The organism is Pseudanabaena sp. SR411, from assembly GCF_002251945.1.
Lineage (GTDB): Bacteria > Cyanobacteriota > Cyanobacteriia > Pseudanabaenales > Pseudanabaenaceae > Pseudanabaena.
Genome location: NZ_NDHW01000127.1, coordinates 1 through 22,788, shown reverse-complemented (window position 1 = coordinate 22,788; position 22,788 = coordinate 1). Strand labels below are relative to the sequence as shown.

Sequence of the window (22,788 nt, the reverse complement as noted above, 5' to 3'; positions counted from 1 at the left end):
TTGATGGGATAAAGTCGGTAGAAGATTTAGTTATTACTCAGCGTAACTTTGAGAAGCTTGTCGAGTCCGACCATTGCTAGCAGGAGACCATACAGGATGGGGAAGACCCCATGCCAAAACCCTAAAAGATAGGAGTTTTGTACATCAACCGAATTTGGTTGAAGGTAACAAACCAATTGTGTTGGGGCATGACTACAGCACCTTGGGATGGGTACCAGAAATGTCAGGGAGTTGGGCAATCCCATTGTGTCACGAGCGTATCAGTAGCTTTGAGACAGCACCCAAAGAGGCGCTTTCCAACTGAGACAGGTATGTCGAGATTTAACGGTAAGACCGATCGCCACTTATGACAGTGAATATGACAGTGCCGCCTTTATGAATTTGACCGAGGATATTCCAGCAGACTTACTACTGTGACTACGTCCGAATCAATGCTTATACAAATCACCTGAGGCATATAGTGGCTGTGGTCGTCCCCGCAAACATGGTGACAAATTCCAACTTGCCAATGCTGCTAGTTGGGGAGAAGCCCAATCAACTTCTACCCTAGAGGATGAGACTATCGGGCAGGTGCAAATCCAACAATGGTCTAATTTACACTTTAAGAAATCTGCCCAACGACATTTCCAAGTTATTCGAGTCACCCATCCCCCTTGCGCTAGTTGTTAGCTTGGGTGGACGAACAGATGCCAACTTTGCCTCAGCTTTGGCGCTTGTACTTACGTCGTTTCGCCATCGATCATTGGAATCGCTTTGCCGAACAACGTTTACATTGGACTCTCCTATAAAAGCATTTTTAGCCTAACGTTGTTCGGGATGACAAATTAGCGGATTGCCACTATCACAAGTGTCATTGATTGCGGCGATTAACTCATATAAACGTCCAAACCCATGCTGATTGAAGTGCATCGCTAAACGCGGCAAATCAATAATATGTGGCTCATTTGCCTCCTTGGGGAGAGCCGCGCTACGTTCGATCTTGCCCCTGATTAAAATATCGCTGAAATTATCATTTAGACGCTCTAAATGTTCATCAGTAATTTCAACATGCAACCGAATTACGAATAAATCTCCAACCCATCGGCAAGAGTGATAAACACTATAAAACGAAGCAATAAATTGGCAAGCTTCATCAATATCGTCAGTGATTTTGTACAAACTTCGATCTTCTTTCGTAATCAAGCCCCTTGAAAGCAAATTATTCTGGACAAATACATCCCAATCATTCCAATAGTCACCACCTTTTTTGTCCATTAATACAATCGGGCGCGGCGTTGTTCTCCCTGTTTGGCAAAGTGTCAAACATTCAAAAAACTCATCTTGTGTGCCAAATCCCCCTGGGAAAAGAGCGATCGCATCACTCTCTTTTATAAAATAAAGTTTGCGCGTAAAGAAATAGCGAAACCTAACTAGCCGTGAAGCTTCAGACAAAAATCCATTACTTGATTGCTCAAAGGGGAGGGTGATATTTAAGCCAAAAGAATTATTACCTGCGCCTTCATTACCAGCCGCCATGATGCCGCCCCCAGCACCAGTAATCACCATAAATCCTTGCTTGGTAATTTTCTCAGAAAACTCAAAAGCCTGACGATATTCAGGTGCATTCACGTCAGTACGAGCTGAGCCAAAGATGCTCACTTTTCGATTAAAGCGATGGGGATAAAACATGGAGATCGCTTTTTGCATATCCTGCAAAGAACCCGTCAGAATTTTCCAGTCTAACCGCTCTGCATCGGTCTGACTCAGTTGGGCGATCGCTTTTAAAGCCCTATAAATTAGCTCTCCATGCTCAGTTGATTCAAGACTATCAACTAGCTTATGTAAATCATGAGAAAGAGCTTCGATGTCTGAACTTGAAGGAATTTTAGCCATATAGATTAATATTAAGCCGCGCTTGGCATGTAATCGCCCCCTCTCTATTTTTGATGGCACGGCGAAGCCGCGCCATCAAAAATCGGTTCTTTATTTTACGGCGAAGCCCTAATGTTTATTGTTCCCCTTTTGATAGGATAATAAGTAAGTAATAAAAATTAACAAAAAATTAACACTCAGCTATGGCAAACATTACGTTTGTGAATGAAGGAAAAGAGGCGATCGCGATGGACGGCGCAAACCTTCGCATAAAAGCTCTCGAAAACAACATCGACATCTATAAATTTGTTGCGAAGCTCACTAACTGTAATGGTTATGGACAATGTGCCACCTGTGTTGTCGAGATTGTCGATGGGCTTGAAAACCTATCGCCCAAAACTGAATTTGAAGAAAAAAAGCTTAAAAACAAACCAAATAATTATCGTCTCGCCTGTCAAACCTTGGTTAATCAAGGAAATGTGAGTGTCAAGACTAAGCCGTAGTTTTTCGATTTAAAGCTTGGCAAAGCCGAGCTTTAAATTGAGATATGTGCGGTAAAACGTACTCTTTCTTATATGACCGAACCAACGATTAAGTGCTACGTTAGTTAAACTAGAATAATTGTCTATGAATCCTTTAGGCGACAGAGAAACCCCCTATGGCGCGTGATTATTACGAAATCCTCGGAGTTGATCGCAATACTGACAAAGAGGAAATCAAACGAGCATATCGACGTTTAGCTCGAAAATATCACCCCGATGTCAACAAAGAAACGGGGGCAGATGAACGATTTAAAGAAATTAACCGTGCTTATGAGGTTCTCTCAGAGCCAGAAACCCGTGCAAGGTACGATCGCTTTGGCGAAGCTGGCGTATCAAGTGGCGGAGGTGGCTCACCTGATATGGGCGATATGGGCGGATTTGCCGATATCTTTGAGAGCTTCTTTAGTGGATTTTCTAATACGGGACAACAACAAGCACGCCGCCGTAGTGGTCCCACGCGCGGAGAAGATCTACGCTTTGATCTGAAGCTAGAATTTCGCGAAGCAGTTTTTGGTGGTGAGAAACAAATCAAAATCTCCCATCTAGAGACCTGTGCAACCTGTAGCGGTTCAGGCGCAAAGCCGGGGACACGTCCTCGCACTTGCGGAACCTGTAGCGGTACGGGGCAAGTGCGTCGGGCGACACGAACCCCCTTTGGTAGTTTTACTCAAGTGTCTACCTGTCCAACTTGTAACGGCACTGGTCAAACTATTGAGGACAAGTGTGAAAGCTGTAATGGGCTAGGACTAAATCAAGTTACCAAAAAGCTAAAAATCACGATTCCCGCAGGTGTCGATAGTGGAACCAGATTAAGGGTATCCAGTGAAGGTGATGCGGGACAACGTGGTGGTCCTTCGGGCGACCTCTATGTTTACTTGTTTGTACAAGCGGACAATGAGTTTGAGCGTGAAGGTATTAATGTTTTATCGGAAATCAAGATTAGCTATTTGCAAGCAATTCTCGGTGATAAAATTGCCATTAATACTGTGGATGGCAAGAAGCCACTCACGATTCCAGCAGGGACACAACCAGATACAGTCTTGACGCTAGAGGGGTTGGGTGTGCCTAAGTTGGGCAATCCTGTCGCTCGGGGTGATCATTTAATTAGAATCAAGATCGATATCCCCACTAAAATCGGTAGTGAAGAACGCGAAGTCCTTGAAAAACTTAAGGAAAAGCAGTTTGGTAATGCCGCGAAAGGTGGCATTGGTGACATTTTAGGCGGTATATTTGGCAACCAAAAGTAAGAGTAGCTTTCTAAAGTCCATGCAAAGCATGGACTTTAGAAAGCTAGACCGAAAATACCTGTAGCAGAGAAAGAGGTTGACATGGGTATATTTAACAATATTCTTGAAAGTTTCTTTAGTGGCTTTTCAGATATAGGTCAACAGCAACAAGACCGCCGCCAAAGTGAATCAACTAAAGGCGAAGATATCAGGCTTGACTTAAAACTGGAATTCCGTGAAGCCGTTTTTGGTTGCGAAAAACAAATCAAAATTGTGCATCTAGAAAATTGCAGCATTTGTAGCGGATCTGGAGCCAAGCCTAGTACTCGACCACGCACCTGCATTGAAGAGAAGTGCGAAAACTGTAACGGGTCGGGACTCAATCAAGTTACCAAAGAGATGAAAATCACAATTCCTGCAGGTGTCGATAGTGGCACAAGATTGCGGGTTGCAAACGAAGGGGATGCAGGATTACATAGCATTCCATCAGGCGATCTGTATATATATTTGTTTGTGCAACCTGACAATGACTAGGTAATCGTGGTGAAATAGGTGATATTTTGGGTGGCACATTAGGCAACCAAAAGTAATATTTAGTTTTCTAAAAGCCATGCAAAGGTTTTGAGAAGGGTAAATCGAAAATATCTGTAGTAGAGAAAGAGTATGTGCATTCAGGCTATCAAATCCATTGATTTACGCGGCGTTCCCTGTCCGCTCAGTTTTGTGCGGGCAAAATTGCACCTTGAAAAGCTAGAGACTGGACAGTTGCTGGAAGTATTGCTGGATGGGGGGGAACCAATTGAGCAAGTTCCTAATAGCCTGATCTCTGACGGTCATCAGGTCAAAGGGATTGAAGAACGCGATCGCTTTTTTGCTTTGACAGTCCAAAAAGCATGATGCAAATTATCCTATGTTGGCTATAACAGGTACAGTCTTGGCTGTACAAGCCAACTACTATCGCGTCATGTTAGATCAAGCTTTCAGTCTAGAGTTGCTTGATGAATCGGGACAGAAATTTAGCCAGTTTGTTTGTGAGTTACTCTGCACTCGTCGGGCGCGACTCAAAAAAATTGGACAGCAGATCTGTGTAGGTGATCGCGTCACAGTTGAAGAACCAGATTGGCAAGGTGGACGGGGAGCGATATCAGAAGTATCGCCACGTCGTAATTTGCTGGATCGTCCAACTGTGGCGAATGTTGATCGGATTTTATTAGTTTTTGCGTTAGCTGAACCAAGTCTCGACCCGCATCAACTAAGTCGCTTTTTAGTAAAAGCTGAAAGTACTCAAGTTGATGTTTTACTGTGTCTAAATAAACGCGATTTGGTTAATGATGCAATATGGACAACATGGTGCGATCGTTTACAGTCATGGGGGTACTCACCGATAGCGATTAGCACTTATACCAAGGAAGGTATTAACGAACTAGCGCAACATTTACAAACTGGTGTAACTGTTGTGGCGGGACAGTCAGGTGTTGGCAAATCTAGCCTAATTAACCTATTAATCCCGAATTTACAAGTCCGTGTTGGTGAAGTTTCTCAACGCTTAGGGCATGGAAAACATACTACCCGCCATGTCGAGCTATTTGCGTTGCCTGCGGGAGGATATCTTGCTGATACCCCAGGTTTTATGCAACCTAATTTGACAGTTACACCACAAGAATTGACGGATTGTTTTCCTGAAGCCAGACAGAGATTAGCTTCAGGGGATGTCTGTCATTTTAATAACTGTTTGCATCGTCGTGATGAGCCAGATTGTGTAGTGCGCGGCGATTGGGAACGCTATGAGCATTACTTGGCATATTTAGAAGAGGCGATCGTCTATCAGCAAAGACTAAAAAATACAGCTAACGCAGATGCTTCTGTCAAAGTCAAAGATACTAGTGATGGTAAGCAACAACAGGAGCCAAGGTTACTGAAAAAGCGCTATCGCCGAGAGTCGCGTCGCAGCGAGCATCAAAATTTGGATACAGATGATGATTAGCAATACAAGTGATGAAGGCGGCGCTTCGCGCCGCCTTCATCACTAACAGAAAGCTAACCTGTCAAAAAAATGGTTTGTGTGATTACAAGGCACGATATAGTATCTAACGAGCTTCAAGCTTATTCCCCAATCGAAGGTCGTATCTTAATCACACATGAAAAAGTATATTTCCCTTGCCGCTGGTTTAGTCTTATTTGCAGTCAGTGCTTGCACTCCGTCTACCCCTGTAGCTGAGAATACACCTCCCCAAAAAACTACAGCTACAGCAACGCCCACTGACAAACCTACAAGTACACCAGAAGTTAAAACGGGCGATAAGCCTGCAACCACTAATGCTTGGCAAGATTACAAATCATCGACTGGGAAATTTAGTGTGCAACTCCCTAGTAAGCCACAAGAGCAATCTCAAGACCAAAAGACTGATGTGGGAACAATCAAGTTGAATATGGTGATTGCTGAAGCCAATGAATCAGGATATTTTGTGGGCTATGCCGACTTTCCTAACAAAATTGCCGATCCTGCGGCTGTTCAAAAAGGGTTAGCAGATTCTGTCAAAGGTTCAGTTGCTAATCTCAAAGGCGAAATTAAGTCAGAAAAGGAATACTTACTCGGCGATATTCCCTGCCGTGATTTTGAAGCTAGTGGCAAAGTTCAAACCACTGATGTATCCATGAAAGGAAGATTTTGTCTTGCAGACAATCGTCTGTATCAAGTATTTGCATTGGGGGCTGCCGATAAAATTGCTGCATCCGATGTCGATCGCTTTATTACCTCTTTCAAGATTGAGAAATAAATTTTGGAATTTGCTTAAAAAAGAGGCGACGCAATGCGTCGCCTCTTTTTTGATGTCTACAGAATATAAAGCAATAAAAATAAGACAATCCAGACAATATCGACAAAGTGCCAATATACAGAGGCAGCTTCGATTCCAAAATGACTCGTGTTGCTGTAATGTCCAGTTTTAAGCGATCGCACTAATACTGCGGCAATTAGCGACAAGCCAATAATTACGTGCAAGCCGTGAAAACCTGTCAAGACATAAAAGGTACTAGCAAACAGATTCGTGGTTAGCCCAAACTCTAAATGCTGATATTCATATATCTGTCCAGCAATGAAGATCGCGCCCATGATAAATGTGGCGAGAAACCATAGCTGAGCCGCTTTGACTTTATTTTCTTTAATCGCGTGATCGGCTTGATGAATTACGAAACTACTGGATACCAGAATAATTGTATTGATTCCTGGTAAGAGAAGTTCAAGTTCGGGTGTACCTTCAGGAGGCCAAGACGTGGCAACTGAGCGGAAAGTCAAATAAGCAGCAAACAAGCCAAAGAAAAGCATTCCTTCAGAAATCAGGAAAACAATCAAGCCAAACACCCTTAGATCTGGATGTTCAGCGTGACCAGCTTCGGCGGTATGAGCATGAATTGCTTCATCTTGTGTTGTAACTGGAGCGATCGATCCTTGCATAGATTAATGTTTGGATAAATGAACTGGAGAAAAATTTGAAGTTTTGATGCGTTACGCTGCGCTAACGCATCCTACATAGAATTTCAGATTAAGTTGCGGCTTGAGATGCAGCGATCGCCTCTTTGCGAGCCTCTTTATATTCTTCGCCATAGTCATAGGGACCATTCAATAAAACAGGCTCACCAACCCAGTTATGGGGAATTGGTGGTGAAGAGGTTGTCCATTCCATCGTCAATGCATTCCAAGGATTATCAGGTGCTTGTTCGCCCTTAAACCAACTATAAACAGCATTGATTACGAAAGGAACTGTAGAAATCGCCAGTACAAAAGCACCAATTGTACAAATTACATTGATAGGCGCAAATTGAGGATCGTACTGAGCCACGCGGCGCGGCATACCTTGCAAGCCAAGAATATGCATCGGTCCAAAGGTTAAATGCATTCCGATAAAGGTCAGCACAAAATGTACCTTGCCCCAAAACTCATTCAACATCCGACCCGTCATTTTTGGAAACCAGTGATATAGCCCCGCGTAAATGCCAAAAACGCTGCCACCAAAGAGGACGTAATGGAAGTGAGCAACTACAAAATAGGTATCGTGAACATGGATATCAATGGGGGCGGAGCCGAGCATTACGCCGCTAAGACCACCAATTAAGAATGTGGAGATAAAGCCCATCGCAAATAGCAAAGGACTTTCTAAGCGTAACTTACCACCCCAAAGTGTTGCCACCCAGCTAAATACCTTGATACCTGTGGGTACGGCAACTAGCAACGTAGCCACCATAAAGAAAACACGCAACCAGTCAGGTGTGCCACTGGTAAACATATGGTGCGCCCATACAAACAAGCCCAAAGCACAAATCATCATGCTGGAATAGGCGATCGCCTTATAACCAAAAATCGGTTTGCGGCTATGGGGAGGCAAAACTTCAGAAATAATCCCGAATACAGGCAAAACCATCACATAGACGGCAGGGTGCGAATAGAACCAGAATAAGTGTTGGTACACGACGGGATCACCGCCACCTGTAGGGTTAAAAAAGTTTGTGCCAATCAACAGATCGAAGCCTAATAGCACCATTGCTCCTGCTAAGACAGGTGTTGCTAAAAGAGCAAGTACTGAGGTTGCCATCATCGCCCAACAAAACAGGGGCATGGTAAACAAATCCATGCCTGGCATCCGCATCGCCCAAATTGTGACAATGAAATTCACCGCCGCTAAAATCGATGAGGTTCCCACCAAAAGAATGCTGCCAATCCAGATCGCTTGACCAACATGCTCATTGGTCAAAATGCTCAAAGGTGGATAGGCTGTCCAACCTGTGGAAGCAGGACCAAAAAAGAAGCTGCTCATTAGCAACATCCCCGCAGGAATCGTCAACCAAAAGGCGATCGCATTCAAACGAGGGAAAGCCATGTCACGCGCCCCAATCATCAAGGGGATGAGGTAGTTACCAAACCCACCTGTTACCGCAGGCACAATCCACAAAAAGATCATGACCGTGCCATGCATTGTGAACAAGCTGTTATAAAAGGCGGGATCGACTAGATCGGAATCGGGTGTGGCTAGTTCTGCGCGCACCACAGATGCAAGCGCCCCACCGACTAAATAAAATACAAAAGATGTAACGAGATATTGAATCCCAATAATCTTGTGATCAACGCTAAAGGTGAAAAATTCCCACCAAAGAGTTTTTTGGGGTTCTAGTCCCGATGCGCCCGAATTTTCGGTTGGGGTAAGGGTTTGGGTCATAGGAAAATGTTTGTAAAATAAGTGCTGTTTTGGTATTTAACAATCTGGACTCAGCCACATTGATTAATGGTTCATCATCATGTGCTGATGTTCGCCGCCGAGTTGAGCAACTTTCCCAGCTAGATATTCTTGTTCAGACATTTGAGATACCGATGGGCTTGAATTTGTAGCCACGATCGCTTCGGGATCGTTACTGGCAATCTCTTGCTGCTCCTTTAACCATGCTTGATAGTCTTCAGGGGTATCAATTACCATCGTGGTACGCATACCGCCATGATACGAGCCACATAACTCAGCACAGACTACAGGATATTCTCCAACCACGCGCGGCGTGAATTCGAGATAGGTTTCACGTCCGGGGATCACATCTTGCTTGATCCGTAATTGAGGAACCCAAAAGGCATGAAGCACATCCACAGCGTTCATATTTAAACGTACTTTTTTGCCAACTGGTACATGGAGTTCAGCAGTTGCGATTTCGTCGGTGTAGTTAAAAATCCAAGCGAACTGCATGGCGCTGACATTAATTGCGACAACATCATCGCTACCAGCAGGTAATGTACCTGCCATTAGCACACCATCACTATTGGACGAGGCAAGAGTTGCTTTTGACATCGGCATTCCCCCTCTTTCATGATTAGCATTTGCCACAGTTTGATGCATACCGCCATGAGCCATACCACCAAGATCTTGCGTACCTTGCATAGCGGTGTATACGTCAAAGCTATAAATGGCTACCCACATCACAATTACGGTGGGGATGGCTGTCCAAACGATTTCAAGGCTTAAGTTTTCATGAATGGCGGGACCATCGGTGTTATCACCCTTACGACGGCGAAACTTAATGATCGAATAGATCAATACGCCCTCAACAATCAGGAAAAATCCGAAGGCGATCGCCAAGATCGTATTAAAAAGCCCGTCATATAAGACTGCTTCGTCACCTGCGGCAACTGGTAGTAAGCCATTATTGCGTGCGTACCAAATGCTAGCTGCAAAAATCAGCCCAATGATTACGACCACTGAAATTAAGTTGTTTTTTTTCATGACTAGGTTGCCCTATCTTGCTGCTCCTATAGAGTGGATCTCGGTCAATTGGAGCTTACTAGCAGCTCATTTCTAAATCAGGACAGATTGACATACGGTCTATCTTGTCATTTATTTCCAGAATGAGGGGCAATTGTTTGTAATCTTTTAGCAATTTCTTTGGGATCGCTATGAAAATACAATCTTTGTCAGCCTTGAGCGATCAGAAAAATACATGCCATCTGACCATCTAGGCACTGGTCATTTAAGACGTGAGGGAATGAAAGCCGCGCAATGATAGTAATACCAAATAACAAAAGAGAGGCAACAGATAGATCATCCAGTATGGAATCTCTACCGACAAGGGAAGCAATTACAGATTTAGTCATTTCGGAGAGACGATTCTTGACAAAAAACCGCAACTCATCCATATTTTTTGGCAAAGCAAATCTTAACCCTTGGGATCAAGAAAAACCTCGGTGTGGATTCTCTCGGTTTGCCATTCTTTACCCTTTGCACTAAGGCAAGTCTTTCCGATGACAAGGCTTTGCTTGAAATGTTTGCTCAAAACATTGATTACAGAACTTTAGCCAACGCTAATGCGAGAATTCATCTTTGCTTTATCAGGTTTATGCTTAAGCGCCTTGCTAAAGCTTCCTAAGATGCCAAATGGGTTCTATAAAATCCAAGAAGTAAGGGTTGATGCTTTGCGCCAAACCTTACTTCTTGGATTTTGAATTGTATAGACATTAAGCAGGATTTTCTTGAGCAACAAGAACTTCTTCTTCAGATCTAGGCAGTAGCCAACTGAGCAGAATTGCTGTTAAACCACCTGTCGAGATAGCAGACCCAAAGAGATTGCTAAAAATTGGAGGCTTACCAACAAAAATCTCAGGGGCAAATACCACTCCTAAGCCTAAACCTAGGGAAACAGCAACAATAATCATCGAACGACGATCCAGTCCTGCGGATACCACAATATTCAACCCAGCTACAGCGATCGAGCCGAACATAACTAGAGTTGCACCTCCCAAAACGGGTTGAGGAAGTGCTTGAAATACACCACCAATAACAGGTAACAATCCTAAGATGACAAAGATTCCAGCAACAAAGAAACCAACATAACGGCTTCCTACACCTGTCATTTGGATAACACCATTATTTTGACTAAAGGTTGTATTAGGAAATGTATTTAGCACTGCCGCAATCAATGAATTAACACCATCTCCTAATACGCCACCTTTAATACGACGAATGTATACACCACCCTTAACAGGTTCTCCAGATATAGACGAAGTAGCAGTCAAATCACCGACGGTTTCAATTGCAGTCAAAACGTAAATCAAAATGAAAGGCAAAAAAGCTCCAAAGTCAAAACTGATCCCATAACGGAAAGGAACAGGAAGCCTAAAGAAAGGAAGTTGACTAAGAGAGCTAAAGTCAATGATACCAAGGAATAGAGAGATAATAAAACCAACTACTAGCCCGATCGCGATCGCGCCCATTCTTAAAAATCGATTACTCGAAAGAGTTAAAAAAAGCACAATCAATAAAACAGTTCCGCCAAGGGCTAGATTTTGCAAGCTGCCAAAAGAACCATCCTTTTGAGCTAAAGATACAGCCCCACCAGCTAGGCTGATCATCCCAGTTTTAATTAGTCCTAAGCCAATGATCATCACTACCGTTCCTGAAACAACTGGAGTAATAATTTTGTTAAAGAGATGTAAAAATTGGCTCAAAATAATTGCTACAAAAGAACCAAACAAACAAACTCCAAAAATTAATGCTAGAGCTTGTTCTGGTGAACTTCCTTTTTGTAAGGCAACGGTTCCTACGCCTAAAATGGGACCAAGGAATGCAAAACTAGTTCCTTGCAGACTTAGTAAACCTGAACCAACAGGACCGATTCTTTTACATTGAATATAAGTGCAAATTCCAGAAGCAAAAAGCGACATACTGATCAAATAACTAGTATTTGCCGCATCTAATCCCAAACTACTACAAATAATAATTGGAGGCGTAATGATCCCCACAAAAGCAGCAAGAACATGCTGAAAAGCTACAAAAATAGCTTCAACAACTGGTGGTTTATCATTTAAACCATAGATTAATCCTGATTTAGTTACCACGGGCGGCTCAGCAATATCTTCACCTAGTTGTTCTTCTGGGTTCAGTTCTTTATCTGCATCCATAATTTCTTGCTTAGATTGCTTGGAATATATGCTTGTATACTGTATACATTCTCTCAAAACTATTCCGCTAGAATAACTACAAAATCAGAAAATTAGATATGAATAAAAAAGCGGCGCTTTGAGCTGCTTTTTTATTCATATCCATAGAAATGTAATTTTTTAAAGCCACAACAAGGCTACGCCTTGTTGTATAGCAATTCAAGGGATAGCTAGAATATAAAACCCAAAAGATGAGTGGCGGCGCTTCGCGCCGCCACTCATCTTTTGGGTTTTGATTTGTCCCAAGCAAAACTTACGTTGCTATGGTTTCCTAAAAAAAACTTGACCCTAATCGCCGAATTAGATAAATTGACTCATGCCAAAGATGCTGAGGTGTAAGTCCAAAAAAAACTTTGGCGACAATAAGCCCAATCGCTATAACTACAAATGGAACGAACAGCGATCGCGCAACTTTCTCTAGCGAAGAAAATATAACCATTGAGGCAACTATTGCAGCTACCAGAAATAGCCAATCGGTGAGACGATGGGATATGAAGCTATCCATGCTTATTCTTTTTCCTCAATAGCCTTCATTTTTGCGGTAACTTTCTCGACTATTGACTCAGCCGAAGGCGCTAAGGGTGACTTATCCTTTGCCATTTGCATACCAGCAGTTATTTTTGCCCCAATTTCGGCGGAACTAGGAATAAATAGCTGTTTATTTTTCAAAAATAGTTGTTTCTTTTGAGCAGGGGTAAGGGTTGCGAAGATATCTTTTTTGGGAATCGCTTTGAATACAGTACTTAGCTTAGTTTTTTGGGCAGGGGTGAGAGTTATCGCTTTAAAAGCCTTACGAAAACTAGTTCCTGCGGCAATTTTAGCAGCAAAATCTTCTTGTTGTTCTGGAGTCAAGACACTCTCAATTTGGGGCAAAATCTCAGTTTCTAATTGCTTAAGTAAGTTCGTTGCTTCATCGGGAGTTTTAGGTGCAGATGCCGCAACTGGTTCAGAAGCTTTAACTTCTTCAACTACTGGTTCAGATACTTCAGCTACTGGTTCAGATACTTCAGTCTCTGTGGGAGATTCGGAAACATCTGCTACAGCGATGAGAGTTGTTAAAGGTGAAGAGAGTGGCTCAGCTTGAACACTGTTGCCAGCGAATAATCCTAAAAGAACTATCAAACTGATACAAATTGCTAGTAGACGTTGTTTCATTATTTTTTCTGTGAAATTTTAAAGGATAGATCGATGAGCTTCGCAGTTTGGGCGAAATTTACATAGAGTTTCTGCGACCATGTTCGACAAATGCAGCGATCGCTAAAACTGTAATAATAATCAAAGGCAGAGATAGACTCCACCAAGATTCAGAAACTAAGACAAAGCAAGCTGCGAGCAATCCACCCAAGGCAAAACCTGTGATCGTAGGAATAAATCGGCTAATTCTTTCCAAAGATTCCGCTGCTTCTGTTTCCGTTGCTTCTGTTTGAGACTTTGCCAACTTCGCACTAAAAAACTGCACAACATCAATGGTTAGTTGCGTAGTATTTCCCGTCATAACCGTCGTGGGAATGTAGCTTTTAAATACTCCTTTTGACTCCTTCATCAGGGCATTTTGAATCGCCATGGCAATTACACCAGAAATGCCAATGGGCAAGATTAATTCTTCTTGGACATCGAGTAAAAGCGCAGGTGAAAGGGTCATGCCTAGTGAAAGAAAAACCGCTAAGGCGATCGCCTCTGCTGTCAACAAAACTCCAAACACGCACCATTGCTGACTGCGAGAATAACGAGCTAGTAGAGATGTTAAAGCGACAGTTACTACAAATGTCGGCAACATCAACAAACGAGTAATAGTTGTCTCAGTGTCAGCACTAACAAACGAAGATCCAGCTAATGCAATGTTGCCAGTCACATGGGCTGTGAACAATCCAAACAAAATGATAAATGCAGAAGTATCAACAAAACCAGCCACCCAACTTAATAGAAATCCTGCTGGCCCGTCGCTGATTAAGTATGCACTAAGGTTGAACTTAGATTGCGATCGCGGAATTGCCGAAGTCATTTTCTTGCCTTGAATTAGATTCTGAATAGATTATTTATCAAGTGCTAGGTGAAGCTGGTAATTTCTTCTATCCCTAGCACTCAATTTAGAATGCAAATAAAAACTCAGTTGTAAGACTAAGGGCTAACAGTAGGTTCACTTTCTACAGGTGACTCTGTTGATGGCTCTGCAACTGTTTCTTCAGTCTCTTTCAATTTATCTTCAGCAACTTCTTCGGCCGCTTCTTTTTCTGCTTCTTTAGCTTTCTTGGCTTCTAGCTTAGCGGCTTCTTTAGCTTTCTTGGCTTCTAGCTTAGCGGCTTTCTTAGCGGCTTTTTCCGCAGCTTTAGCTTCTGCTGCTTCTAGATCAGCTGCTTCCTTCAGCTTTTTTGCTTCCAGTTTGGCAGCAGCTTTTGCTTTTTTTGCTTCCAGTTTAGCAGCAGCTTTTGCTTCAGGAGTTTCAGCAGTTGCTTCAGGTTCTACCACTGCATCTGCAACTAAACCAACAAAAATAGCACCATTTTCAGTCAATTGAATTGAGTTTGTTACGGATGCTTGTGCATGAATAGGGTTGCCGAAAAATACACTCAACATCAGAACTAGTGATAAGCACAGGCTGTTAAATCTAGTAATTAGCTCAGGACTAGGTGATTTAAACATCTTCATGAATTTGTTTTTAAGCATACTTTTGCTCTACTGATTTTTGAGTACCGAAACTAAACTAATAAACTCAATCTAAAGGTAGCAATTACACTACTTAATCACTAACATTAATACTGTTAAAAAATGTCAATGTAAAATAGATTGAAAAATTGGTTGCACGACCAAAACGAAACATTAAATCAATGTACTTGATTTGTCATACATATCTTATTACAACAGTATATCCATACAATAACGGTATTCTAAACTACTTTTTTGTTAAATCAACTAATTGTATTAGCGTCTTAAAATTTATTTGCATGTGAATTTTGGGGAGTAGTTATTATTAACTAATTTCTTTGTGATTTTATTAAAAATTAATTTTCATCGATTAACTTTAGGTGATTTACTTGTTAACCAATGATTTGAAATATCATTGGTTAACAAGTAAATATTTTTTAATAGATATAAACACAAATTGTATTGACGATATAATGATTACAATTTTATAAATTATTTAAAACTGCTACATTGCAATTTTAAACAGTTATTAGACATCTCAAGATACTTTTGCTGTTTGAGCTAAAATTCGCTACACAATATTTAAGCCAGTAAGTAATTGCCAAGTAAAAACACTAATAATAATGTCACTATCGTCTGCAAAGGCTGAGGAATGGAAATCATCATAAATGTCGCCAATCTGTCTAATCAGAACATTGATAGTAAGAGCTGCTTCAGTCTGCCCATTATCAATTAGGAAGTAGTAATACCAATTCACGAAGGTGTAGCAATATTTTCGTGAATCAAAACCCAAACCTAGTAAGGATTTTAAAAACATAAAATAGCCTAGCTATTTTATGTTTTGGCATAATTTACTTTTACAGCCTATGTATACTGTATACACAAAGAGTTGATATGGCAATATTTAGCCCAAAAGAATAAAGGCGACGCAAAGCGTCGCCTTTATTCTTTTGCTTAGGTAGTGCGTTTAACCCTGAATTGTCGTAAAGTCTGATTCGTCACCAAAATCCCTGAGATTAGAGACGGAATAATTCGGTATAGCAACTGTATGCTTAATATTATGCAAAATTTCCTGTGCTTCAGGTGAATTTATCTGTGCTAAGGCTCTCAAAATAGCGCTACGGACTGAGCGATCGCGGTCTTTTAGAGATTGAGAAAGATAGAACACAGCATCATGAGTGCCAATTTCCCCCAAGGCTAGTGCTGCGTCACAACGCACATAGGCATATTCATCATCTCTCAGGACTTGAGCCAGCATTGGGACGACTTCCTCCATCCCAATCTGCCCCAAGGTACGGGCGGCAACGCTGCGGGTATGACTAGAAGGATTGCTGAGCATTTTTGCCACAGGCGCAATTGCGGGAACACCAATATTCTTGAGTGCTTGCACGGCTTGAGACTGGACACTAATATCACTATCGGTAAGTAAACTCGCTAGGGAATTAGCTGATAGAGGGGATTTAATCTGACCTAGCGCCCAAGCTGCTTCAAAACGGACTGATTTACTACCATGCTCAAGGGCTTCGATTAAGGTGGTAACCGCAAGAGGCGAGCTAATTTGCCCAAGGGAGTGAGCAGCATGAACTTTTACCATGTCGTCACTATGTTTTAAAGCCTCAACTAGGGGCGATACCGCAGGTAAACTTGCGCGACTAAGAGCTTTGGCACTGGCTGCTTGGACTTGAATCGATGGATGACGTAATAACTGTACTAAAGCGCTGATTGCTTCCGCACTGCCAATCCAGCTTAGGGCTGCTGCGGCTTGCCAGTGAATTTGACGGTGAGGGTTTTTGGTGGCAGCAATCAAAGGGGCGATCGCTACAGGTGATCGCAAATAGCCCAAGGCGATCGCCGCTTTTTTGGATATAGAAACTTCATCGCTTTCGAGGCGTTCTAGCAATGCGGGTAAAACATTATCACGACAACGAATCAGCTTTTGTAACGCTGATGAAAATTGGTCAGAACGCACAGCCGCATCGAACTCAGCTAAAATTGCTGACTCACCACCCAAATCGGGCGCAGACATCACATAACGATCTTCGGGAAGTGCATATCCGGGAGACACAGGAATCCGATAATCTTCTAACTTAGGTGGAGTGATTTTAGAAGTGGTAGGGATTGCGGGTAGTTTAGGCTCTGGTGCGGTCATAGTAGCTGTGTCCTATTAAGCATTGGTGCATGGTTTAGTCCCGTTACCCATGGCAGCAAATTTGAGTTTTACTGCCTTAACATTACATTTTACGAGAAGAGTCCCAAAAATTTTTAAAATCTGTAAGTGCTTTACGATGATCGGGAACTCAGATTATCCACAAAACCAATCTTTACAGAGCTTTCATCGATAAAATCGATATTTCTAGAGATTTTATAAAGGACTGGATAAGCTTCTATAATTGTTAAGCTAAAAATTAATAATTTAGCGATCGCCTTAAATCCTGAAAATTAAAAGAACAGTTTGCGTCCTTAATAATCTCTGGGAATGTCAAATAGCGCAACTATGAACCAACTTCTCAGTGCCTTTACTTTGTTTTTGAGCCTCCTTGTGGAAGCGTTACCATTTTTATTGATGGGGGTTTTGCTATCGGGAGCTTTATTAATCTTTGTAGATGAGCGGAAACTGATCGCGATTTTACCCAAAAATCCATTCCTAGGCGCATTAGCAGGTAGCTTACTAGGATTTATGTTTCCTGTGTGCGAATGTGGCAATGTGCCTGTGGCAAGGCGGCTCATCTCGCAAGGTGCGCCAATCTCGGTGGCGATCAGCTTTTTAATGGCTGCGCCAACGATTAATCCTGTAGTGATTTGGGCAACTTGGACAGCCTTTCGCGATCAGCCTGAAATTGCAGTTTTACGAGTTGTACTGTCATTTATGGTTGCTAACATTGTGGCAATGGTATTTAGCTCTCAAAAGGATTTACGCGCCATTTTGCAACCAAATATTGCGATCGCCTTGCCAGCGCCCAAAGTCAAAGCAGGAGCCGTGCCTGTGGGGACATTCTTCTTAGGCGAAGATCGCAGCCAACCTTTGGATTTTGCGGGTTACATATCAACTAGCAATCAAGTTGTAACTAAATCCTTGCCCGATCGCTTAAATCTCCTATTAGATAATACCCTCGCAGAAATGCGTGAGTTAGGTGCAATTCTAGTCATTGGTAGCGCGATCGCTGCTGTCATCCAAGTTTGGGTTCCGCGCGATATTATCCTGAGTTTGGGGCAGGGTCCCGTTAGTTCGATTTTAGCGATGATGATTTTGGCTGCGATCGTTTCGATCTGCTCGACGGTGGATGCATTTTTTGCTCTATCCTTTGCCGCTACCTTTACGGGCGGCTCATTGCTTGCATTTCTCGTTTTTGGTCCAATCATCGATCTCAAGGCGATCGGCTTGATTTTAACGATTTTCAAAAAACGAGCCGTGGTTTATATGTTTTTACTGACCGCCCAGCTAACATTTTTAAGCTGTCTGTTTATCAACTTTCAGATTCGCTAAAGAAAATCCAAGAACTCAAGTTCTTGGCTAAAAGCTAAAGTCATCTAAAGATGACTGAACAAAATCAACCCGTTGAACCCGTTTCAAAGGGTTTTAGTGCTTAGCCTGCACTTGAATGGCGTTCGCAATATGTGTGATAGAGAGACAGGTCTTGGGGCTTAGGACAAATCTTCGCTCTGCGTAAGGTAAGTTACTATATGAGACGGGCAACTTTTATGTTGCTTGTGTTGCAAAGTTATTAAATCAAAGGTTGTCTGTGTCCGTGAGCGAATCTGTACTCGAAACTATTTCCGTTGCATCTATTCCCAATGAAGCTTTAGCCAGTCTTGATCTAACAGATTTTTCGCTTAACTTGCCAGATCCTAATGATGAAGGTTTAGCAGAAGGTCAATTTTTAGCAGAAGTCGATCAGGCTTGGCAAGTATGCGATCGCTTCGATTTGCAGACAGATATTTGGCGCGGTAGAATTTTACGGACTGTACGCGATCGCGAGAAAGCAAATGGAGAAGGGCGCGGCACAGGATTTTTAAAATGGCTTCAAGAGCGTGAAATTAGCAAGTCTCAGGCTTATTCATGGATTCAGCTTGCTAATAGTGCAGACACCTTAATGGCGGATGGTCAGCTAGATGCCGATGATATCCGTCAATTTAGTAAGAGAGCTTTTTTGGAAACTGCCCAAGCTTCTACGGAAGTACAGCAATTGATAGTCGATGCGGCAAGAAATGGCGAAAAGATTACCCGTCGAGAAGTTCGACAACTTTCCGATGAATGGACATCAATGAGTTCTGAGCATCTTCCCGATGAGTTGAAAGAAAAAATTGCTGCCCATACAATTCCCACTCGCTATGTTGCACCCCTAGTTAGGGAAATCGACAAACTGCCTGAAGCCTATCAAACTCCATTGAAACAGGCGATCGCTGATGGTTCTGATTTGGATAATATTAAACTGGTTACGGCTGATGCTCAAAGGCTAACTAAATATTTGAATAATACTGGTCAAGTCCAAGCGATCGCTAACCGTTCAGTTAATATCGATCTTGCCCTTGAAGAAGCCCTAAGATTGGGATGTCTCAAACTTGCCTCGGATTTAGTTAGTCAAGCTTCGCAACTTGAACAGGCGATCGCTAAGCTCTACAGCACATGGAAGCGAGTGTCTTCATCCGCCGATCAGCTATATGTGGAAGCTGGTGCAAGCACTCCCAATTTAATCGATTTACTTAACTCCCTTGATTCCCTAGCTAGCCAAAATGTCACGGTACAGATTGGGAATGATCGCTCAGGACGGACAATTCGCTTACAAATCACCGAAGAAGATCAATAGATGCTGAGGTGTAGATTCCCGACTTTTTTGAGTAAATCTTCAAGTGAGTCACTGCCTTCGGCAGTGACTCACTTGAAAACCGCTATGTTAAAATCATCAACAATCAAACCTAACTGGACTAATTATGACTATTACGGTTAGCGCAAAGGCAAACGATCCCCAAAATAGTGTAGAAGTCAAGCCAGAATTTGAGTCTGATGTTTGGTTAAAAGCATCTTGGGATAAATTTCTAGCTCTTACTGAAGAGCCAAGCTTAGATAAGGCTCGGTTTTATTATGACCAGAATTTAATGAGGATTGAAATGTCACCCGTTGGACCAATTCACGCTCATGAGAACTCGATTGTTTCTAACGCAGTTCGATTGTTTGCTACTCTTGCCAACATTATTATCTATGAGTATACCAACTGTAGTTTTCGGAAAAAGAATAGTGCTGAATTTCAGCCAGATATAGCTTTCTACCTAGGTAATGGATTAAAAATTCCACCTAGGAATAATTCTCCAGTTGATTTAAATGAGTTTGATTTGCCAACCCTAGTTGTGGAAATTTCTGCAACCACTATTCAAGATGATTTGAGTTATAAAAGACTGCTCTATGAACGTTTAGAAGTTCAAGAATACTGGGCAGTGAACGCCAATACATCAGAAGTATTTGCCTTTGCGATCGCCAATGGTCGTAGTGGTAGAATTTCGCAATCACAAGTTCTTGAAGGATTAGAAATTAACATAGTTGAAGAAGCATTAAGGCGTAGCCAAAAAGAGGAAGACGATGGTGCGATCGCCCGATGGTTATTACAGACTTTCTCGAAATCATAATTTATGACAAATAGCGATCCTTTACAGCAAGCGCTGAAACAATATTTTGGGTACGAATCCTTTCGGGCGGGTCAGCGCGAAATTATCGAAGCAAGTCTCGCGGGACGCGATACTCTAGCGATTATGCCTACAGGCGGAGGTAAATCGATTTGTTTTCAATTACCTGCGTTACTAAAAACGGGTGTTACGATTGTCGTTTCGCCATTAATTGCTTTAATGCAAGATCAAGTTACAGCGCTCAAAGAGAATGGAATTGGCGCGACTTTTCTGAACAGTACCTTATCAGGGAGGGAGACTAATCAGCGATCGCAAGCTATTTTGAATGGAGCAATTAAATTAGTTTATGTAGCTCCTGAACGTCTATTTGCCGAACAGTTTCTTGAATTTCTAAATATTATTAAAAATAAAATTGGGATTGCAGGATTTGCGATCGATGAGGCGCATTGCGTCTCAGAATGGGGACATGATTTTCGTCCTGAATATCGTCAACTAAGTCGAATTCGTCAAATATTTCCTGATGTACCGATGATTGGTTTGACGGCTACAGCAACCGAAAGAGTCCGAGAAGATATTAGCCAGCAATTAGAACTAAAAAATCCCTATATTCATGTTGCCAGTTTCAATCGTTCTAATCTCTATTATGAAGTTGTTCCGAAGCAAGGTAATGAGCAAACCTATGTCAATCTCTTACGTCAAATCAAGCGCCTACAGGGTTCAGGAATAGTTTATTGCCTCAGTCGTAAGCGCGTCGATGAAATAGCTAGCCGTCTCCAAGAAGATGGCATCGAAGCAATTCCCTATCATGCAGGACTGGGAAATAAAGAACGGGAAGAAAACCAAACGCGATGGATTCGTGACGATGTACAGGTAATGGTAGCAACTGTTGCCTTTGGTATGGGAATTAATAAACCTGATGTGAGGTTTGTCATCCATTACGATTTACCACGCAATATTGAAGGCTATTATCAAGAGTCGGGACGGGCAGGACGTGATGGTGAGGATTCTCACTGTACTTTGTTTTTGGGCTATGGAGATCTAGAAACAATCAAGTATCTCATCGCTCAGAAAGTCGATCCGCACACCAATGAACCATTAGAAGCAGAACAACGCATCGCACAACAGCAATTACGTCAAGTGGTTGACTACGCCGAGGGTTTAGCTTGTCGCCGCACGATTCTCCTACGTTATTTTGGCGAACATTTTCATGGAGATTGTGCCAATTGCGATAATTGTCTCACGCCGAAGCCAATGGAAGATTGGACAGTGGAATCTCAAAAGTTCTTATCCTGTGTGGCAAGAACCAAGGAAAGATTTGGTGCAGGACATATCATTGATGTATTGCGGGGTTCGCGTAAAGAAAAAGTATTACAACATGGTCATGAGCATCTCTCAACCTATGGCATCGGCAAAGATCGCAGTCTCGATGAATGGCGACAACTTTCGCGATCGCTAATTCATCAAGGGCTATTAACCCAAACCACTGATGGCTATGGCATTCTCAAACTCAATGATCGTAGTTGGGAAGTAATGCGAAACCAGCGCAATGTATTATTGCCAATAGAACGGGATACTGAGCCTGTCTCTGTTGCTGATCGCGAAAGCGTAAAAGAAAGATCCGTTGATGTGGATATTCTCTTTGAGAGATTGCGATTACTACGTAAAAATCTTGCCGATGAGCAGGAAGTACCGCCCTACGTAATTTTTAGTAATGCGACGCTTAATCAAATGGCTGAGCAACAACCCACTAATCGCAAAGATTTCGCTAAATTGTCAGGGGTTGGTGCGAAGAAGCTAGAGCAATATGCTGATGACTTCATCGCGATTATTCTCGAACATCATCTCAAATATCCGCCTGCGGAACCTACTGAATCAACTGCATCTAGAGTCAAACAGGAATCTACACCAAAATCAAAACTATCAAAAGCGAGTACACAGCGCGAAACCCTAACCATGTATGAGAATGGCTTAGATATTGATGAAATAGCTCGCGATCGCGGACTTAAACCCGCAACAGTCTGGACGCATCTCGTCCAATTAATTGAAGCTGGTTATGCAATTAACTGCGATCGCCTTGTGCCACCAGAACGTCAAACTGTAATTTATGAGGCTTTAGATGCGATCGGTGGGGATTCCTTACGCAATCTATTCGATCACCTGCGAGAGGAATATACCTATGATGAAATTAAGATCATTCGCGCCATTTGGCAAAATGAAAAAGAACCTTTATAGCCCCATATGGCAACTTACTCCCTTCCCGCTGTAAGGCATGGTAAAATATGAAATAAAAAGACAGTAAAAAAATGAACCAAAACGAAGCGCTTCTGAACAAGCCGTTAGATCTCAAAGATTGGCAGAAGCAGTTCAATCGACATCAACAAGAGTACCTAAGGCATCGATTGGAAGCAATCAAAKTACTTTATGAAGGATATAGTCGGAAGCA

The 22,788-nt window shown here is 42.3% G+C and carries 23 protein-coding genes and 1 pseudogene; 12 read left to right on the top strand and 12 right to left on the bottom strand.

Translation table 11 applies throughout. From position 1 onward, the window contains the following. The first annotated feature begins 73 nt into the window (after nt 1-73). Nucleotides 74-304: a hypothetical protein gene (locus tag B9G53_RS28045; protein ID WP_254923652.1), complete on the top strand. Its 231-nt coding sequence runs from the start codon at nt 74-76 to the stop codon at nt 302-304. Between the two features lie 497 nt (nt 305-801). Here B9G53_RS28045 and B9G53_RS13315 read toward each other — a convergent pair whose 3' ends face one another. Further along, on the bottom strand, nt 802-1,872 hold the full coding sequence (locus tag B9G53_RS13315; protein ID WP_094533072.1) for an LOG family protein: 1,071 nt from the start codon (nt 1,870-1,872) through the stop codon (nt 802-804). A 182-nt stretch (nt 1,873-2,054) separates the two neighbouring features. Here B9G53_RS13315 and B9G53_RS13310 point away from each other — a divergent pair, with 182 nt between their 5' ends. The 6 genes and pseudogenes from B9G53_RS13310 to B9G53_RS13285 all read left to right on the top strand — a co-directional run bounded on the left by B9G53_RS13310 (nt 2,055) and on the right by B9G53_RS13285 (nt 6,396). Further along, nucleotides 2,055-2,354 (top strand): 2Fe-2S iron-sulfur cluster-binding protein, encoded by a 300-nt coding sequence (locus B9G53_RS13310; protein WP_094533070.1) that lies wholly within the window; start codon nt 2,055-2,057, stop codon nt 2,352-2,354. 155 nt (nt 2,355-2,509) lie between these two features. After that, nucleotides 2,510-3,640 carry a molecular chaperone DnaJ gene (gene dnaJ, locus B9G53_RS13305; protein ID WP_094533068.1) on the top strand — a complete coding sequence of 377 codons (1,131 nt, stop codon included), beginning with the start codon at nt 2,510-2,512 and terminating at the stop codon, nt 3,638-3,640. Nucleotides 3,641-3,718: 78 nt separating this feature from the next. Next, a pseudogene (locus B9G53_RS13300) lies at nt 3,719-4,135 on the top strand (DnaJ C-terminal domain-containing protein); the annotation flags it as partial. Between the two features lie 147 nt (nt 4,136-4,282). Next, complete coding sequence (locus tag B9G53_RS13295; RefSeq protein ID WP_094533064.1) at nt 4,283-4,516, top strand: sulfurtransferase TusA family protein; 234 nt, start codon at nt 4,283-4,285, stop codon at nt 4,514-4,516. Between the two features lie 13 nt (nt 4,517-4,529). Continuing rightward, complete coding sequence (gene rsgA, locus B9G53_RS13290) at nt 4,530-5,603, top strand: small ribosomal subunit biogenesis GTPase RsgA (protein WP_094533062.1); 1,074 nt, start codon at nt 4,530-4,532, stop codon at nt 5,601-5,603. 154 nt (nt 5,604-5,757) lie between these two features. Next, nucleotides 5,758-6,396: a PsbP-related protein gene (locus B9G53_RS13285; protein WP_094533060.1), complete on the top strand. Its 639-nt coding sequence runs from the start codon at nt 5,758-5,760 to the stop codon at nt 6,394-6,396. Nucleotides 6,397-6,452: 56 nt separating this feature from the next. Here B9G53_RS13285 and B9G53_RS13280 read toward each other — a convergent pair whose 3' ends face one another. The 4 genes from B9G53_RS13280 to B9G53_RS13265 all read right to left on the bottom strand — a co-directional run bounded on the left by B9G53_RS13280 (nt 6,453) and on the right by B9G53_RS13265 (nt 10,286). Beyond that, nucleotides 6,453-7,073 (bottom strand): heme-copper oxidase subunit III, encoded by a 621-nt coding sequence (locus B9G53_RS13280; RefSeq protein WP_094533058.1) that lies wholly within the window; start codon nt 7,071-7,073, stop codon nt 6,453-6,455. An 88-nt stretch (nt 7,074-7,161) separates the two neighbouring features. Beyond that, complete coding sequence (ctaD, locus tag B9G53_RS13275) at nt 7,162-8,829, bottom strand: cytochrome c oxidase subunit I (protein ID WP_094533056.1); 1,668 nt, start codon at nt 8,827-8,829, stop codon at nt 7,162-7,164. A 63-nt stretch (nt 8,830-8,892) separates the two neighbouring features. Then, the gene (locus B9G53_RS13270) at nt 8,893-9,876 is read right to left on the bottom strand and encodes a cytochrome c oxidase subunit II (RefSeq protein ID WP_094533054.1); all 984 of its coding nucleotides are present in this window, start codon (nt 9,874-9,876) and stop codon (nt 8,893-8,895) included. A gap of 188 nt (nt 9,877-10,064) precedes the next feature. Continuing rightward, on the bottom strand, nt 10,065-10,286 hold the full coding sequence (locus B9G53_RS13265; protein WP_094533052.1) for a hypothetical protein: 222 nt from the start codon (nt 10,284-10,286) through the stop codon (nt 10,065-10,067). Between the two features lie 5 nt (nt 10,287-10,291). On the opposite strand from B9G53_RS13265, the gene B9G53_RS13260 reads away from it, so the two are divergent. Further along, a complete protein-coding gene (locus B9G53_RS13260; RefSeq protein WP_094533050.1) occupies nt 10,292-10,516 on the top strand; it encodes a hypothetical protein in 225 nt (74 codons plus the stop codon). 88 nt (nt 10,517-10,604) lie between these two features. Here the strand turns inward: B9G53_RS13260 and B9G53_RS13255 are convergent, their stop codons facing one another. From B9G53_RS13255 to B9G53_RS13230, 7 genes are all read right to left on the bottom strand, one after another. Continuing rightward, nucleotides 10,605-12,047 (bottom strand): uracil-xanthine permease family protein, encoded by a 1,443-nt coding sequence (locus tag B9G53_RS13255; protein ID WP_094533048.1) that lies wholly within the window; start codon nt 12,045-12,047, stop codon nt 10,605-10,607. 310 nt (nt 12,048-12,357) lie between these two features. Beyond that, entirely contained in the window at nt 12,358-12,591 is a 234-nt protein-coding gene (locus B9G53_RS26810; RefSeq protein WP_141211774.1) for a hypothetical protein, read from the bottom strand. 2 nt (nt 12,592-12,593) lie between these two features. After that, complete coding sequence (locus tag B9G53_RS13250) at nt 12,594-13,241, bottom strand: hypothetical protein (protein WP_094533046.1); 648 nt, start codon at nt 13,239-13,241, stop codon at nt 12,594-12,596. 58 nt (nt 13,242-13,299) lie between these two features. After that, nucleotides 13,300-14,088, bottom strand: coding sequence for a YoaK family protein (locus B9G53_RS13245; protein ID WP_094533044.1), 789 nt, complete (start codon nt 14,086-14,088; stop codon nt 13,300-13,302). Nucleotides 14,089-14,204: 116 nt separating this feature from the next. Further along, nucleotides 14,205-14,750, bottom strand: coding sequence for a hypothetical protein (locus B9G53_RS27380; RefSeq protein WP_176453201.1), 546 nt, complete (start codon nt 14,748-14,750; stop codon nt 14,205-14,207). A 550-nt stretch (nt 14,751-15,300) separates the two neighbouring features. Next, nucleotides 15,301-15,546, bottom strand: coding sequence for a hypothetical protein (locus B9G53_RS13235; RefSeq protein ID WP_094533040.1), 246 nt, complete (start codon nt 15,544-15,546; stop codon nt 15,301-15,303). A 150-nt stretch (nt 15,547-15,696) separates the two neighbouring features. Further along, nucleotides 15,697-16,878, bottom strand: coding sequence for a HEAT repeat domain-containing protein (locus B9G53_RS13230; RefSeq protein ID WP_094533038.1), 1,182 nt, complete (start codon nt 16,876-16,878; stop codon nt 15,697-15,699). A gap of 345 nt (nt 16,879-17,223) precedes the next feature. Here B9G53_RS13230 and B9G53_RS13225 point away from each other — a divergent pair, with 345 nt between their 5' ends. The 4 genes from B9G53_RS13225 to recQ all read left to right on the top strand — a co-directional run bounded on the left by B9G53_RS13225 (nt 17,224) and on the right by recQ (nt 22,577). Then, complete coding sequence (locus B9G53_RS13225) at nt 17,224-18,213, top strand: permease (protein ID WP_094533036.1); 990 nt, start codon at nt 17,224-17,226, stop codon at nt 18,211-18,213. Nucleotides 18,214-18,469: 256 nt separating this feature from the next. Next, on the top strand, nt 18,470-19,534 hold the full coding sequence (locus B9G53_RS13220; RefSeq protein ID WP_217901579.1) for a hypothetical protein: 1,065 nt from the start codon (nt 18,470-18,472) through the stop codon (nt 19,532-19,534). A gap of 124 nt (nt 19,535-19,658) precedes the next feature. Further along, nucleotides 19,659-20,348, top strand: a complete 690-nt coding sequence (locus B9G53_RS13215) for a Uma2 family endonuclease (protein WP_094533034.1) — start codon at nt 19,659-19,661, stop codon at nt 20,346-20,348. A gap of 3 nt (nt 20,349-20,351) precedes the next feature. Further along, nucleotides 20,352-22,577: a DNA helicase RecQ gene (gene recQ / locus B9G53_RS13210; protein WP_094533031.1), complete on the top strand. Its 2,226-nt coding sequence runs from the start codon at nt 20,352-20,354 to the stop codon at nt 22,575-22,577. Nucleotides 22,578-22,788: the final 211 nt, after the last annotated feature.

Excerpts from the sequence above, each read along its gene's own strand:
- B9G53_RS13250 (WP_094533046.1), bottom strand. The coding sequence starts at position 13,241 with ATGAAACAACGTCTACTAGCAATTTGTATCAGTTTGATAGTTCTTTTA.
- recQ (WP_094533031.1), top strand. The coding sequence starts at position 20,352 with ATGACAAATAGCGATCCTTTACAGCAAGCGCTGAAACAATATTTTGGG.
- ctaD (WP_094533056.1), bottom strand. The coding sequence starts at position 8,829 with ATGACCCAAACCCTTACCCCAACCGAAAATTCGGGCGCATCGGGACTA.
- B9G53_RS13285 (WP_094533060.1), top strand. The coding sequence starts at position 5,758 with ATGAAAAAGTATATTTCCCTTGCCGCTGGTTTAGTCTTATTTGCAGTC.
- B9G53_RS13230 (WP_094533038.1), bottom strand. The coding sequence starts at position 16,878 with ATGACCGCACCAGAGCCTAAACTACCCGCAATCCCTACCACTTCTAAA.
- B9G53_RS13255 (WP_094533048.1), bottom strand. The coding sequence starts at position 12,047 with ATGGATGCAGATAAAGAACTGAACCCAGAAGAACAACTAGGTGAAGAT.
- B9G53_RS13265 (WP_094533052.1), bottom strand. The coding sequence starts at position 10,286 with ATGGATGAGTTGCGGTTTTTTGTCAAGAATCGTCTCTCCGAAATGACT.
- B9G53_RS13215 (WP_094533034.1), top strand. The coding sequence starts at position 19,659 with ATGACTATTACGGTTAGCGCAAAGGCAAACGATCCCCAAAATAGTGTA.
- B9G53_RS13295 (WP_094533064.1), top strand. The coding sequence starts at position 4,283 with ATGTGCATTCAGGCTATCAAATCCATTGATTTACGCGGCGTTCCCTGT.
- B9G53_RS13270 (WP_094533054.1), bottom strand. The coding sequence starts at position 9,876 with ATGAAAAAAAACAACTTAATTTCAGTGGTCGTAATCATTGGGCTGATT.
- B9G53_RS13245 (WP_094533044.1), bottom strand. The coding sequence starts at position 14,088 with ATGACTTCGGCAATTCCGCGATCGCAATCTAAGTTCAACCTTAGTGCA.
- dnaJ (WP_094533068.1), top strand. The coding sequence starts at position 2,510 with ATGGCGCGTGATTATTACGAAATCCTCGGAGTTGATCGCAATACTGAC.
- rsgA (WP_094533062.1), top strand. The coding sequence starts at position 4,530 with ATGTTGGCTATAACAGGTACAGTCTTGGCTGTACAAGCCAACTACTAT.
- B9G53_RS13280 (WP_094533058.1), bottom strand. The coding sequence starts at position 7,073 with ATGCAAGGATCGATCGCTCCAGTTACAACACAAGATGAAGCAATTCAT.
- B9G53_RS13315 (WP_094533072.1), bottom strand. The coding sequence starts at position 1,872 with ATGGCTAAAATTCCTTCAAGTTCAGACATCGAAGCTCTTTCTCATGAT.
- B9G53_RS27380 (WP_176453201.1), bottom strand. The coding sequence starts at position 14,750 with ATGCTTAAAAACAAATTCATGAAGATGTTTAAATCACCTAGTCCTGAG.
- B9G53_RS13235 (WP_094533040.1), bottom strand. The coding sequence starts at position 15,546 with ATGTTTTTAAAATCCTTACTAGGTTTGGGTTTTGATTCACGAAAATAT.
- B9G53_RS13225 (WP_094533036.1), top strand. The coding sequence starts at position 17,224 with ATGAACCAACTTCTCAGTGCCTTTACTTTGTTTTTGAGCCTCCTTGTG.
- B9G53_RS26810 (WP_141211774.1), bottom strand. The coding sequence starts at position 12,591 with ATGGATAGCTTCATATCCCATCGTCTCACCGATTGGCTATTTCTGGTA.
- B9G53_RS13310 (WP_094533070.1), top strand. The coding sequence starts at position 2,055 with ATGGCAAACATTACGTTTGTGAATGAAGGAAAAGAGGCGATCGCGATG.